Raw genomic sequence first — 12,911 nt, forward strand, 5'->3', positions numbered from 1 at the left:
AACTTCGTAGCCCACTACGAAGTTCCGCGCACGACCCGCCGGCTCGAGCGTTTGGTGGCCCGGACCCCGGGTATCCGCCCGGGCATGACCAACGTCACTCTGCGTGTCAACGGAACCGATCGCGAGATCGACTGCGACACTCGATCCACTCTGCTCGACGCACTTCGCGAGAACCTCGATCTGGTCGGGGCCAAGAAGGGCTGCGACCACGGGCAGTGTGGTGCGTGCACCGTCCTGGTCGATGGCCGCCGAATCAACAGTTGTCTCACGTTCGCCGTCGCGCAGGGCGGGCGCGAGATCACCACGGTCGAGGGCCTCGCCGACGGCGACGCGCTACATCCCGTGCAGCAAGCGTTCGTCGACCGTGATGCCTTCCAGTGCGGGTACTGCACGTCCGGGCAGATCTGCTCGGCGGTCGCGGTGATCGAGGAGGCGAAACAGGGCTGGCCCAGTGCGGTCACCGAGGACCTGGAGGCCACCGACGTCGAACTCGACTCCGGTGAAGTGCGCGAGCGTATGAGCGGCAACCTGTGCCGCTGCGGTGCGTATGCGAACATCGTTCCCGCAGTGCAGGACGCGTCATGAAGACCTTCGAGTACCGAACCGCCACTGCGATCGACGACGCTCTCGAACGCCTGGCGGGGGACGAGAACGCGATGTTGCTCGGTGGCGGCACCAATCTGGTCGATCTGATGAAGCTGGGTGTGGCCGCACCATCGGCGTTGATCGATGTGACGCGATTGCCGTTGCACGACATCGACGTCGCCGACGACGGAGCGTTGCGGATCGGCTCCGGGGTGTCCAACAGCGATCTTGCGGTGCATCCGGTTGTCCGCCAGCGGTATCCGGTGCTCTCGCGGGCAGTGTTGTCCGGGGCCTCGGGCCAGTTGCGCAACATGGCCACCACCGGCGGAAACCTGTTCCAGCGCACCCGATGCGTCTACTTCATGGACGCATCCAAGCCGTGCAACAAGCGCGAACCCGGCTCGGGTTGTCCGGCACGTAACGGCGAGCATCGAAACCTCGCCATCCTCGGTGCATCGGAGGCCTGTGTGGCGACGCATCCGTCCGACATGGCCGTCGCGCTGTCGGCTCTCGACGCGCGCATAGTCGTTCGCGGAGTCGACGGTGAACGGAAACTCGCGATGGACGAGTTCTACCGATTGCCCGGCGATGATCCGACGCGAGACAACACTGTCGCCCGAGACGAGATCGTCACCGCCATCGAAATTCCGAAGGCTGCCGACGGCACTGTCTCGACGTATCGCAAGGTACGGGACAGGCAGTCGTACGCGTTCGCGGTCGCGTCCATCGGTGCTGTGCTCGACGTCGAGGACGGAATCGTACGTGGGGTGTCGATCGCGCTGGGCGGGGTCGCGCACCGACCATGGCGGGCCCGAACCGCCGAACATGCACTGCTCGGAACCGCCCCCGACGAGGCGTCGTTCCGGGCAGCGATCACCGAAGAGCTGCACGCGGCAGAGCCGTTGCGAGACAACGCTTTCAAAGTTCCTCTGGTCACGAACCTGGTGACGCGCACTTTGGTGGAATTGGCTGAGCTGGGCACACACGAAGAGTTGGGAGATCGGTCATGACGGCATCGATCGGTCAGTCGATTCAGCGCACCGAGTCCGTCGACAAGGTCACCGGCCGGGCGCGCTACGCCGCCGAGCAGCCGCCGATCGCCGGCCAGGTGTACGCCTGGTACGTACCTGCAACGGTCCCCGCCGGGACGGTCGAGCATGTCGAACTCGCTGACGGGGGTCCATCGGTGCACGCGCTCCTGTGGCACGGCAACGCCGAGAAGCTGGGCGACGTGGAAGATGCCGAACTGCATGTGCTGCAATCGGATTCCGTCGCTTACCGCGGCCAGATCGTGGCCGTCGTTCTGGCCGACACCCTCCAGGATGCTCGCGCGGCTGCGGCCGGAGTGCAGGTGCGTTACGCCGACGTTCGTTCACCCGACAACACTCTGAGCGCCGATCACAGCTCGCTGTACGCGCCCGAGTCCGTCAACGCGGGGTTCCCCACCGACGTGACGATCGGTGATCCGGACGCTGCGTTGCAGACGGCCGAGCACGTCGTCGACAACTGGTACTCGACGGCTCCGATGCACAACAGTCCGATGGAACCGCACGCCACCACGGCGCACTGGTCCGATGGTGTGCTGACGGTCTGGGATTCGACGCAGGCACCATCGGGCGTTCAGGGCGACCTGGCCACGGCGTTCGGGCTCGAACCCGAGAACGTTCGCGTGATCGCCGAGAACGTCGGCGGAGGTTTCGGAGCCAAGGGCAGTACACGGCCCAACGCGGTTCTCGCTGCGATGGCGGCGCGAGCAACCGGCAAGACCGTCAAGCTGGTCCTGCCGAGGCAGGCCCTGTTCGATGTGGTCGGATACCGCACCCCGACCCTCAATCACGTTCGGCTCGGTGCAGATTCGGGCGGCAGGCTGCAGGCCATCGCTCACAATTCCTTTCAGCAGACCAGCACGATCTTCGAGTTCTGCGAGCAGACGTCGGAATCGACCCGGCACATCTATGCTTCGCCCAACCGCGCCACGACGCATCGCCTCGCGTCGCTGGATGTCGGCACCCCGCGCTGGATGAGAGCCCCGGGTGAGGCACCCGGCATGTTCGCCGTCGAGACGGCGATCGACGAATTGGCCACGGCCACCGGAATCGATCCGATCGAGCTCCGGATCCGCAACGAACCCGACGTCGATCCCGCGAGTGGGAATCCGTTCAGCTCCCGCAGTGTGGTGCAGTGCCTGCGCGAGGGTGCCGAGAAATTCGGCTGGGAACATCGAGACTCCACGCCGGGCCAACGCAGAGAAGGCAATACTCTGCTCGGAATGGGCGTCGCGACAGCGAGTTACCCGGTGCTGATCTCGCCGAGTACCGCGGCGGCTCGGGTCGAGCAGGACGGCACGGTCACGGTGTCCGTCGCTGCGTCCGACATCGGAACCGGTGCGCGGACAGTGCTGCGGCAGATTGCCGCCGATGCGCTCGAGGTCGACGCGGATGCCGTCACACTGCAATTGGGCGACAGCGCTCTGCCCAAGGCCCCCGGTGCCGGTGGATCCTCGGGCACCTCCTCCTGGGGCTGGGCGGTCACCAAGGTCTGCAACGCGTTGCGGGACCAGGGACCGTTGCAGCCGGGTAACTCCGCGGAGGCCGATACAACCGACGACGTCGAAGCTCAGAAAGAGTTGGCTCGCATGGCTTTCGGTGCCCAGTTCGCCGAGGTGGCGGTCGACGTCGACACCGGCGAAGTGCGCGTGCGCCGGATGCTGGGGGTGTTCGGCATCGGCAAGGTGATGAATCCACGGCTGGCCCGGTCGCAGCTCATCGGCGGCATGACGTTCGGGCTCGGGATGGCGTTGATGGAAAGCGGCATCGTCGATCACGAGTTCGGCGGCTTCGCCAACCACGACCTCGCCGAGTACCACATCCCGGCGTGCGCGGACGTCACCTATCTCGAGGCCGTGTGGATCGAGGAGGTCGACACCGAACTCGCCCCGATGGGCGGTAAGGGAATCGGTGAGATCGGTGCGGTGGGCTCGTCGGCAGCCATCGGCAACGCGGTCTACAACGCCACCGGCGTGCGAGTCCGCGACCTGCCGATCACCCTGGACAAGGTGCTGACGCACCTCTAGAACGGCGTCGCCGCATGTGAGTGGAAACTCGACCCCTGCTACGAAGTTCCACTCACATGGGACGCTGCCCCTCTACGCCAATATCCGCTGCAGGAACTGTCGAGTACGGGGCTCGGTCGGATTCGCGAGAACCTGCTCGGGCGCACCACGTTCGACGACGACGCCGTTCTCGAGGAACAGCACCTGATCGGCCACCTGCTGGGCGAAGCGGATCTCGTGGGTGACGATCACCATCGTCCATCCTTCGGCGGCAAGGCCCTTGATGACGCCCAGTACTTCGCCGACCAGTTCGGGGTCGAGCGCGGAGGTCGGCTCGTCGAACAGCATCAGTTTGGGGCGCAAGGCGAGGGCCCGGGCGATTCCGACGCGTTGCTGTTGGCCGCCGGAAAGCTGGAACGGGTACTGATCGGACTTGGCGTCGAGACCGATCTGGTCGAGGATCGCGTGTGCGTCGCGAATCGCGTCGTCCTTGGCCCGCTTCTGGACGATCACCGGTCCCTCGATGATGTTCTGCAGCACGGTCTTGTGGGGGAACAGATTGTGGCTCTGGAACACCATGCCGCTCTGTGCGCGGAAATGGCGTAGTCGCGCGGCGTCCACGGGCTCGGCGAAATCGACGGACACGTCGCCGATGCGGATCAGGCCGGCATCGGCCCGGTCGAGAGCGTTGAGCGTGCGCAACACCGTGGTCTTGCCGGAGCCGGACGGCCCGATGATGACGGTGACGGTGCCCGACGGCACGGTGAACGAGACGTCCTTCAATACCTCGATCGGCCCGAACGATTTCTTCAGTGCGGATACTTCCAGCAGGTCTGTCATTTCGCCACGTACCTGTCGAGTCGGACTTCGAGTTTGCCTTGGAAGAACGAGAGAATTATGCAGATCACCCAGTAGTACAGGGCGGCAACGGAGTACAGCGTGAAGAAGTCGAACGTCGGGGCCGCCGCCAGCTGCGCGACGCGCAGCAGCTCGGTCACCAGGATGGTCGATGCCAGCGAGGTGTCCTTGACCAGCGAGATCAACGTGTTCGACAGCGGGGGCACGGCGGTGCGCAGTGCTTGCGGAAGCACGATGCGCTGCAACGTGGTTCGGTAACCCATGCCGATCGTCTGCGCGGCCTCCCACTGGCCCTTGGGCACGCTCAGTATCGCAGCGCGAATGACTTCGGCGGCGTAGCCGCCGACATTGAGCGAGAACGCCACGACGGCCGCCGGAAACGGCGAGATCACGACGCCGAACTGCGGCAGGCCGTAGAAGATGATGAACAGCTGCAGCAGTAGGGGAGTGCCGCGAATGATCGAGACGTAGAACCGGGCCACTGCGGCGAGCGGTGTGATCGACGAAATCCGGGCGAGTGCCACAGCGAGCGCGATGACCAGTCCCACAACGAAACTGATTGCGGTCAGCGGGATCGTCATGGTTACTGTCGCCTTCAGCATCGGCCACAGGTTGTCGAGCACCAGCTGCATCTTCGACGGTGCAGTGGTTCCCCCGTCCTCGCTCACCGGTGCCGCGGTGTCGGCGGTCGGTGCCGCGACGTCGCTGCCGAAGTACTTCTTCGAGATCTCGGCGATGGTGCCGTTGTCGCGGAGGGTGTCGATGGCGGCGTCGACCTCGTCCATCAGGCCACTGTTCTTGCGGGCCACGAAGGACTGCAGCGTCGTGTCGCCCGTGTTTCCGGAGACCCGCACTCCCGTGTCGCCGGTCTGCTGCAGGTATTCGGCGATGGCGAGCGAGTCGTTGACGGTGGCGTCCACCCGGCCGTCCTTGACGAGGGCGACTGCTTGGACGAATCCCTCGACCGCCTCGACGTTCGCGCCCGCGTCGGCGGCAACCTCGGCCCAGTTGCTCGTCGACGATTGGGCCGTGGTCTTGCCGGCCAGATCGGCCGTCGAGGTGATCGTGGTGTTGTTCGCGGCGGTGAGAATCTGGCCTTCGGACACCGTGTAGGGCTTGGACAGGTCGTAGGCCGACTGCCGGGCGGGGGTGATCGACACCTGGTTCGCGATGAGGTCGAAGCGTTGCGATTGCAGCCCGGCGAAGATCGAGTCGAAGGGGGTCTGCACGAAGTCGACGCGGACGCCGAGTTCGTCGCCGACCGCGTTGATGACGTCGATGTCGTAGCCGGTGAGTTGGCCGTCCCCGCCCTGATAACTGAACGGGCTGTACGTGCCCTCGGTGCCGACGACGAGTACACCGTCGTCGCGCACTCGGTCCAGGAGGGATTGCGACGACGAACTACACCCGGACAACCCGAGTATGCCGATCAGAATCGCGACCAGAACCAGAGTGGATCTGCGCACCATCTAGGCCTGCTTTCGCTGTAATGACGAGTGGAGAAAAACCTACCCGTCGATTTCCAGTTCCGCTGACACGACGACGGTGTTGTTCATCGGCAATGCGGCCGCTCCCAGCGCAGTCCGCGCGTGCGCGCCGACTTCGGGTCCGAATATCGCCAACACCAGATCGGAGAACCCGTTGACGACGGTGGTGGTCTGAGTGAAGCCGTGATCGGCGTTGACCGAGCCGGTGACGGTCAGCCACGCGCTGATTCGGTCCAGGTCGCCGATGGCTCGGGCGAGGCTCCCCAGCACCGCGAGGGCGGTGTCACGCGCGGCGTCGGTGGCGGCGTCGAGGTCGACTTCGGACGGCACCGCACCGAACGGACCGGCGAGGGTTCCGTCCGGTGCGAGCGGCGAATGACCCGAGACGAAGACTCGGTTGCCGCGGACGCGAACCCAGTCGAAGGAGAACTCGAATCCCGGTGGTGCGCTCGGTTCACCGGGCAGCTCGAAGCCGAGTTCGGCGATGCGACGTTCGATCTCCATGGACGAAAATCCTGTCAGACCGCAACGCCGTTGATGGTGCGAACCGTCCATCGGGTGCCGTCGTGGTCGAGTGTGGATACACCGGCGTTGAGTATTCGGGGTGAGTGTCGTCGACGGATGGCGTCGAAGATGGCTCGAATGACGCCGCCGTGGGCCACGGCGATCACCGCGGAGTCGGGGTAGCGCGAGGCGATCTCGTCGACGGCTCGCACGCCTCGGACGATCAGATTCGATCGTGGCTCGAGGCCCGGGTATCGCCCGTCCGGCCAATGCGAGTACGCGTCCCAGTCGGTGAATCCCTCGGCGTCACCGAAGTGCCGCTCGGCCAGATCCGGGAATTCGGCGGTTCGGTTCAGGCCCAGATGGGTCCCGATGATGTCGGCGGTTTCCGCGGCCCGCACCAGCGGCGAACTGACCAGGTGATCCCACGTACGGAACTCCAGTTCGTAGCCGGCCTCGCGGGCCTGAGCGCGTCCGGTGTCGTTGAGCGGTATGTCCGAAGAGCCCTGCAGGCGGCCGTGCAGATTCCAGTTCGTTTCACCGTGCCGAACCAGCGCCAGAAAAGTCATAGTGAGCGGAGAATATCTCAGAGTTACCAGGGAGTACGGTCGATACCGAGATAAGCGAACGAGCACGGAGGATTGTCGATGAATCTTGCCCTGACAGAAGAAGAGGCCGCGTTCCGCGACGAGATGCGGACGTTCTTCACCACGAAGATCCCCGCCGAGATTCGCGAGAAGAACGCGACGGGTCAGGAGTTGAGCAAGGACGAAGTGGTCACGACCATGCGAATCCTGAACGAGAACGGCCTGGCAGTACCGCACTGGCCTGCGGAGTTCGGTGGCCGCGACTGGTCGGCGGTCCAGCGTCACATCTGGCTCGACGAAATGCAGCTGGCCTCGGTACCCGAGCCGCTGGCGTTCAACGCGTCGATGGTGGGCCCGGTCATTGCGACGTTCGGGTCGCAGGAGATCAAGGAGAAGTTCCTGCCGAAGACGGCGAACCTCGACATCTGGTGGTGCCAGGGGTTCTCCGAGCCCGAGGCCGGTTCGGATCTCGCCTCGCTGCGTACCACCGCCATTCGGGACGGTGACGACTACATCGTCAACGGCCAGAAGACGTGGACCACCCTCGGCCAGTACGCCGACTGGATCTTCGCGTTGGTACGCACCAACCCCGATGCACCGAAGAAGCAGGCCGGAATTTCGTTCCTGCTCATCGATCTGAACACCCCCGGCATCGAGATGCGTCCCATCAAGCTGGTCGACGGCAGCGTCGAGGTCAACGAGGTGTTCTTCGACAACGTCCGCGTCCCGGCCGAGAATCTCGTGGGCGAGGAGAACCAGGGCTGGAGCTACGCGAAGTTCCTGCTCGGCAACGAGCGCACCGGCGTCGCCCGCGCCGGACACACCAAAGTTCGACTGGGACAGGCGAAGAAGCACGCTGCGCAGACCAAGGTCGGTACCGGGACGCTGCTCGAGGACCCATTGTTCGCGGCCAAGCTGGCCGAGGTGGAGAACGAACTGCTCGCCCTCGAGCTGACCCAGCTGCGGATGGTCTCGAGCTCGGACGACGGCAAGCCGAACCCGGCATCGTCGATTCTCAAGCTCCGCGGATCCGAATTGCAGCAGACCACAACCGAATTGCTGATGGACATCGCCGGGCCGGACTCCTTGCCCTACGAGGCGGGCGAGGACATCGAGAGCGACGGTTGGGCGCAGCGGTCGGTACCGAACTACCTCAACTATCGCAAGGTCTCGATCTACGGCGGCTCGAACGAGGTTCAGCGCACCATCATCGCGTCGGCGATTCTCGGACTGTAAGGGAGCATCTGAAGACATGGATTTCGAACTCAACGAAGAGCAGAAACTGCTTCGCGACACCACCCGTGAGGTTCTTTCGCGCGCCTACGACACCGAGAAGCGCAACAAGATCGTGGCCGGTGAGCTGGGGTGGAGCACCGACGTCTGGAAGCAGCTGGCCGAGGTCGGTCTGCTCGGCCTGACGTTCGGCGAGGACGACGGCGGTATGGATGCCGGTCCCGTGGAGATCATGGCCGTCATGACCGAGGTCGGACGACGGCTCGCGCCGGAGCCCATTCTCGACGCCGTTCTCGTTCCCGGCGGGCTCATCTCCGAGCTCGGCTCAGCCGATCAGCGCAGGCGACTTCTGCCACCCGTGGCGGAGGGCTCGTCGATGTTGGCGTTCGCGCACAACGAATCCGGCAGCCGCTGGCCAAACGTCGAGGTCGCCACCACTGCCACCGAGGACGGTGGATCGTGGTCGATCAATGGCGTCAAGAACCCGGTTCCGCACGGCGGCAGCGCTGACGTCATCGTCGTCAGTGCCGTACTCCCCGGTGGTGGAACCGGATTGTTCGTCGTCGACGGTGACGCGACCGGGCTCACCCGCAAGTCGTACGCCACCCACGACGGTCAGCGCGCCGCGCAGATCGAATTCTCCGACGTTGCTGCAGAACCGCTGGGTTCGGCCGAGAACGCAGCCGCTGCGATCACCGGTGCCGAGGTGCGCGCACAGGCCGCGCTGTGTGCCGAGGCAGTGGGAGCCATGGAGGAGGCGCTGCGGCTGACCACCGATTACCTCAAGCAGCGCAAGCAGTTCGGGGTTCCGCTGGCCAAGTTCCAGGCGCTCACCTTCCGCGCGGCGGACATGTACGTGCTGCTCGAGCTGGCCCGCAGCATGAGCCTCTACGCCACGATGTCGCTGGCGGACGGCAACGTCGACACGACCATCGCCTCGCGCGCCAAACTGCAGATCTCCCGTTCCGGTCGCAAGATCGGCCAGGAGGCAATCCAGCTGCACGGCGGAATCGGCGTCACGGCCGAATATCCCGTCGGGCACTACACCAGTCGGCTCGTGGCCATCGAGCACACTCTCGGTGGGGCGGACGAGCACCTGCGCATCCTGTCGGACAAGGTCGGCGATCACGACCTCATCGGAATCTGATCCGGTAGAAGAACACGGGTCCGGCCACCTCGTCCAGGTGGTCGGGCCCGTTGTCGTCTGTCGGACGCGTCAGCTACCCGAGTCCGCGTGCACCACAAGGTCGGCCACAGCCGCGGGGTTCGAGACCAGGATGGCGTGCGAGCCCGGCACCTCGGTCACCCGGGCGCCGGCCCGCTGCGCCATGAACCGCTCGGCCGATGTCGGGATGATCTGATCCTGCTGGGGGATCAGCGCCCACGACGGCGTGTGCACCCAGGACGGCGGACCGCTCGGTTCGAGCAAGGCACCGGCAGCGATGGTCTTCTGGTGCGCCGCCATGCGGGCGGCCTGCTCCTCGGTGACGTCGGGTGCGAAGAACGGACGGAACAGCGCGGGCGTGATGTACGAGTCGACGTTCTTGCCGATCAGGTTGGACGAATCGTCGACGATCGACAGCCCGATCACGGGTGGTACCAACGCCGTCACGGGGAATCGGAAGGGGTCGAGTTCGAGGGCGACGGGTTCGCCTTCGACCGGCATGAACGCCGCGACGTAGACCAGTGCCTCCACGTTGTCCGCATGCACGTTGCTGATCACCGTGCCGCCGTAGGAATGGCCGACCAGCACCACGGGCCCGTCGATGTTCTCGACGACGTCGGTCACCGAGGCCGCATCGATCGCAGGGCCACGTAGCGAGTTCTCCGCGGTGACGACCGGGTAGCCGCGGCCACGTAGGTCGGCCGCAACGCCGTCCCAGCTGGTGCTGTCGGCGAAAGCGCCGTGCACGAGGACAACGGTCGGCAGGCCCTGCGCTGCGGCGGGAGCCACGCCGATCCCGAGCATCGTGCCCACGGTCAGTGCCGCGGCTGCGAGCAGGGAGGTCCACTTGGAAGACGTCATCTTCTCAACCTGCCACACGCCAGGAGTTTCCACGGTGTTCACCGTCCGGATTCGACCAGCTTTTTCTCAGTGAACGCTCGTATGCTTGGCTTGTGGCAGTGGCGTTCGCCCGACCGGGTGATCGTGAAACGGTAGGTCCGATCGTGAGCGAGAGTTCGATGAAGTCTCGGATGGCCGAGTACCCACGTCCCCATCACTGCTTGTTGCACATCAGCGACACGCATCTCGTCGACGGCGGCGGTCGGTTGTACGGCGGCGTGGACAGTGAGTTGCGGCTCGAACAAGTGATGACCGATGTTCGGAACTCGGGGGTGCGGCCCGATGCGTTGGTGTTCACCGGTGATCTGACGGACAAGGGCGAGGCGGGTGCCTACGAGAAGCTCCGCGCTCTGGTCGAGCCGGTGGCCGAGGAGCTCGGCGCGCAGATCGTCTGGGCGATGGGCAATCACGACGACCGCGCGACGTTCCGCCGGACCCTGCTCGACACCGAACCGAGCGGGCAGTCCATCGATCGCGTGCACGACGTCGATGGTCTTCGCATCGTCACCCTCGATACGACGGTCCCCGGAAAGCACCACGGTGAGCTCGCCGACGAGCAATTGGCCTGGCTCGCAGACACTCTCGCAACCCCTGCCGAGTTCGGCACGATACTGGCGATGCATCACCCGCCGGTACCGACCGTGCTCGATCTCGCAGTTCTGGTCGAGCTCATCGATCAGCCGCGTCTGGCGGACGTGCTGCGCGGCAGCGACGTGCGATCGATACTCGCAGGGCATCTGCACTATTCGACGACCGCGACGTTCGCAGGCATTCCCGTCTCGGTCGCGTCGGCCACGTGCTACACCCAGGATCTCAACGTCCCCGCCGGCGGGTTACGCGGTCGCGACGGAGCCCAGGGCTACAACCTGGTTCACCTCTACGACGACACCGTCGTCCATTCGGTGGTGCCGACCGGCTCGTACGACACTGTGGGAGAGGCAGTGTCGGCAGAGGAGACCGCGCGCCGGCTCGACGCAGCGGGAGTGACGATTGCCGACAGCGCCCGTCGAAAGTTGTTCAGCGACGCCTAGTTCTGGGTGCGTTCCCAGGGGGCGACGATGGGGAAGTACTTGTCCAGGAACTGCGTCACGGTGCGCGTGCGCAGATCGAGGTCGACTTCCGGGAAGCTACCGTCGTTGAGGCAGAAGAAGTCGACCGACCGCTTGGGCAGCAGCTTCTCCATCAACTCGAGACCCGCGACGGACGTGGTGTCGATGTACCGGACCTTCGCGTCCTTCTGGACCACGGCGCGTCCGCTCATCAGCGCGTAGTAGTGGTACAGCGAATTCGTCACCGAGATGTTCGTACTCGCGCGGAATGCACTGGCAGCGGTGGAGGCGAATTCGTCGGGGAACTCGTTCTCCATTTCCTGCATCACGCTGCGGCGCAACGGTGTTGCCGCATGTTCGAGGTGCCGGGTGGTCGTCATTCCGAAGCGGTCCTGCAGGATCCGTCGGTTCACCCGTGCCGCGTTCTCGAAGCCGCTGCGGTCGGCGTCGCTGTAGCCCAATCCGATTCGTGTCGTGGCCTCGATGAACATGCTGATTCCGCCGGGAGAGAAGAACATCGACGGGCTGACGGGGCGACCGAAGAACATATCGTCGTTCGAGTACAGGAAGTGCTCGGACAACCCGGGGATGTGGTGCAGCTGGCATTCGACGGCCTGCGAATTGTGCGTCGGCAGCACCGAGGTATCGACGAAGAACGCCTCGCTCGGCACGAACGTCACCTTGGGATGGTCGGCGAGCCACGCCGGCCTCGGTGAGTCGGTGGCGACGAAGATGCGCCTGATCCAGGGCGCGTACAGGTGAATGGACCGCAGTGCGTACTTCAGTTCGTCGATTTGCCGGTACCGGGCGGCCGAATCGTCGCCCTCGCCGACGACGTAGTTCGCCATCCGGCGGGCGCGTTGGGCCTGGAATTCCGCGGACGAACCGTCGACCCACGAGAACACGATGTCGATGTCGAAATTGATGTCCGACGCGTGGTCGGCGAACATGTTCTCGATGGTCGGCCAGGTCCGGCCGAAGCGCTCGACGGTGCCGCGGACGGCCTCGTCGGGCCGGATGTTGCGTCGGGTCAGGGAGTTCTCGATCGGCAGCACGATCTCGGACGGCGAGAACGACCACAGCTCGATCTGCACCGCGGTCGATGCGCCGTAGTAGAGCCCGCTGAACGGCTCGACACGTGGGCGGTAGAGCCGCACGATGCGCGCGTTCGACGACGGCGACAAGGTGCCATCGGCTACCAGTACCGCTTTTCCGCGGGCGTCGACGGTCTTGGAGTAGAAGGGCTCGGCGCGGCAGGCATGCACCAGCGCCGTCGTCAGTGCCTCGCGAGCGGCCAGTTCGATGGCGATGACGGGACGCTCGTCGTTGCCGCGCACCAGTAGATACTTGATCCGCGCAGCGTCGAGCACAGCGCGAACGAACAGCAGATCTTCGACCATCGCCTGGTGCGGGGTGGTCGAGGTGATGGTCAGTGCGTAGCGGCCGTCGTGGCTGACGACGTCGGACCGTTCGCTCAAGCGCGCGGCGGCA

General features: G+C 65.0%; 12 protein-coding genes. 6 read left to right on the top strand and 6 right to left on the bottom strand.

The genetic code is table 11. From position 1 onward, the window contains the following. Window positions 1-84: 84 nt before the first annotated feature. From QM588_RS16215 to QM588_RS16225, 3 genes are read left to right on the top strand one after another with little or no spacing between them, the layout of a single operon-like run. Complete coding sequence (locus QM588_RS16215; RefSeq protein WP_283314753.1) at window positions 85-585, top strand: 2Fe-2S iron-sulfur cluster-binding protein; 501 nt, start codon at window positions 85-87, stop codon at window positions 583-585. Then, a complete protein-coding gene (locus tag QM588_RS16220; protein ID WP_283314755.1) occupies window positions 582-1,595 on the top strand; it encodes an FAD binding domain-containing protein in 1,014 nt (337 codons plus the stop codon). The genes QM588_RS16215 and QM588_RS16220 overlap by 4 nt, the downstream gene beginning before the upstream one ends. Continuing rightward, a complete protein-coding gene (locus tag QM588_RS16225; RefSeq protein ID WP_283314758.1) occupies window positions 1,592-3,658 on the top strand; it encodes a xanthine dehydrogenase family protein molybdopterin-binding subunit in 2,067 nt (688 codons plus the stop codon). The genes QM588_RS16220 and QM588_RS16225 overlap by 4 nt, the downstream gene beginning before the upstream one ends. 72 nt (window positions 3,659-3,730) lie before the next feature. On the opposite strand, the gene QM588_RS16230 is transcribed toward QM588_RS16225, so the two are convergent. The 4 genes from QM588_RS16230 to QM588_RS16245 are packed head-to-tail and all read right to left on the bottom strand — an operon-like array spanning window position 3,731 to window position 7,055. Then, window positions 3,731-4,477: an amino acid ABC transporter ATP-binding protein gene (locus QM588_RS16230; RefSeq protein WP_283314761.1), complete on the bottom strand. Its 747-nt coding sequence runs from the start codon at window positions 4,475-4,477 to the stop codon at window positions 3,731-3,733. Further along, window positions 4,474-5,964 (bottom strand): ABC transporter permease subunit, encoded by a 1,491-nt coding sequence (locus tag QM588_RS16235; protein WP_283314762.1) that lies wholly within the window; start codon window positions 5,962-5,964, stop codon window positions 4,474-4,476. The genes QM588_RS16230 and QM588_RS16235 overlap by 4 nt, the downstream gene beginning before the upstream one ends. A gap of 39 nt (window positions 5,965-6,003) precedes the next feature. Continuing rightward, entirely contained in the window at window positions 6,004-6,486 is a 483-nt protein-coding gene (locus QM588_RS16240; RefSeq protein WP_032371653.1) for a RidA family protein, read from the bottom strand. A gap of 14 nt (window positions 6,487-6,500) precedes the next feature. Beyond that, window positions 6,501-7,055 (bottom strand): histidine phosphatase family protein, encoded by a 555-nt coding sequence (locus tag QM588_RS16245; RefSeq protein ID WP_283314764.1) that lies wholly within the window; start codon window positions 7,053-7,055, stop codon window positions 6,501-6,503. A gap of 78 nt (window positions 7,056-7,133) precedes the next feature. Here QM588_RS16245 and QM588_RS16250 point away from each other — a divergent pair, with 78 nt between their 5' ends. After that, on the top strand, window positions 7,134-8,309 hold the full coding sequence (locus QM588_RS16250) for an acyl-CoA dehydrogenase family protein (protein ID WP_027497991.1): 1,176 nt from the start codon (window positions 7,134-7,136) through the stop codon (window positions 8,307-8,309). A gap of 16 nt (window positions 8,310-8,325) precedes the next feature. Then, window positions 8,326-9,453 (top strand): acyl-CoA dehydrogenase family protein, encoded by a 1,128-nt coding sequence (locus tag QM588_RS16255; protein ID WP_283314765.1) that lies wholly within the window; start codon window positions 8,326-8,328, stop codon window positions 9,451-9,453. A gap of 69 nt (window positions 9,454-9,522) precedes the next feature. On the opposite strand, the gene QM588_RS16260 is transcribed toward QM588_RS16255, so the two are convergent. After that, window positions 9,523-10,332 (bottom strand): alpha/beta fold hydrolase, encoded by an 810-nt coding sequence (locus QM588_RS16260; protein ID WP_283314767.1) that lies wholly within the window; start codon window positions 10,330-10,332, stop codon window positions 9,523-9,525. A gap of 158 nt (window positions 10,333-10,490) precedes the next feature. On the opposite strand from QM588_RS16260, the gene QM588_RS16265 reads away from it, so the two are divergent. Then, window positions 10,491-11,402 carry a phosphodiesterase gene (locus QM588_RS16265; protein WP_283314851.1) on the top strand — a complete coding sequence of 304 codons (912 nt, stop codon included), beginning with the start codon at window positions 10,491-10,493 and terminating at the stop codon, window positions 11,400-11,402. On the opposite strand, the gene QM588_RS16270 is transcribed toward QM588_RS16265, so the two are convergent. Beyond that, the gene (locus tag QM588_RS16270; protein ID WP_027497987.1) at window positions 11,399-12,898 is read right to left on the bottom strand and encodes a stealth family protein; all 1,500 of its coding nucleotides are present in this window, start codon (window positions 12,896-12,898) and stop codon (window positions 11,399-11,401) included. The two genes, QM588_RS16265 and QM588_RS16270, sit on opposite strands and share 4 nt — an antisense overlap. Window positions 12,899-12,911 lie beyond the last annotated feature (13 nt).

This window comes from Rhodococcus sp. IEGM 1354 (assembly GCF_030056855.1).
GTDB lineage: Bacteria > Actinomycetota > Actinomycetes > Mycobacteriales > Mycobacteriaceae > Rhodococcoides.

Bases quoted from the DNA above. Each gene is read 5' to 3' on its own strand.
- QM588_RS16220 (WP_283314755.1), top strand. From the start codon at position 582: ATGAAGACCTTCGAGTACCGAACCGCCACTGCGATCGACGACGCTCTC.
- QM588_RS16250 (WP_027497991.1), top strand. From the start codon at position 7,134: ATGAATCTTGCCCTGACAGAAGAAGAGGCCGCGTTCCGCGACGAGATG.
- QM588_RS16235 (WP_283314762.1), bottom strand. From the start codon at position 5,964: ATGGTGCGCAGATCCACTCTGGTTCTGGTCGCGATTCTGATCGGCATA.
- QM588_RS16225 (WP_283314758.1), top strand. From the start codon at position 1,592: ATGACGGCATCGATCGGTCAGTCGATTCAGCGCACCGAGTCCGTCGAC.
- QM588_RS16240 (WP_032371653.1), bottom strand. From the start codon at position 6,486: ATGGAGATCGAACGTCGCATCGCCGAACTCGGCTTCGAGCTGCCCGGT.
- QM588_RS16215 (WP_283314753.1), top strand. From the start codon at position 85: ATGACCAACGTCACTCTGCGTGTCAACGGAACCGATCGCGAGATCGAC.
- QM588_RS16245 (WP_283314764.1), bottom strand. From the start codon at position 7,055: ATGACTTTTCTGGCGCTGGTTCGGCACGGTGAAACGAACTGGAATCTG.
- QM588_RS16260 (WP_283314767.1), bottom strand. From the start codon at position 10,332: ATGACGTCTTCCAAGTGGACCTCCCTGCTCGCAGCCGCGGCACTGACC.
- QM588_RS16230 (WP_283314761.1), bottom strand. From the start codon at position 4,477: ATGACAGACCTGCTGGAAGTATCCGCACTGAAGAAATCGTTCGGGCCG.
- QM588_RS16265 (WP_283314851.1), top strand. From the start codon at position 10,491: ATGAAGTCTCGGATGGCCGAGTACCCACGTCCCCATCACTGCTTGTTG.
- QM588_RS16255 (WP_283314765.1), top strand. From the start codon at position 8,326: ATGGATTTCGAACTCAACGAAGAGCAGAAACTGCTTCGCGACACCACC.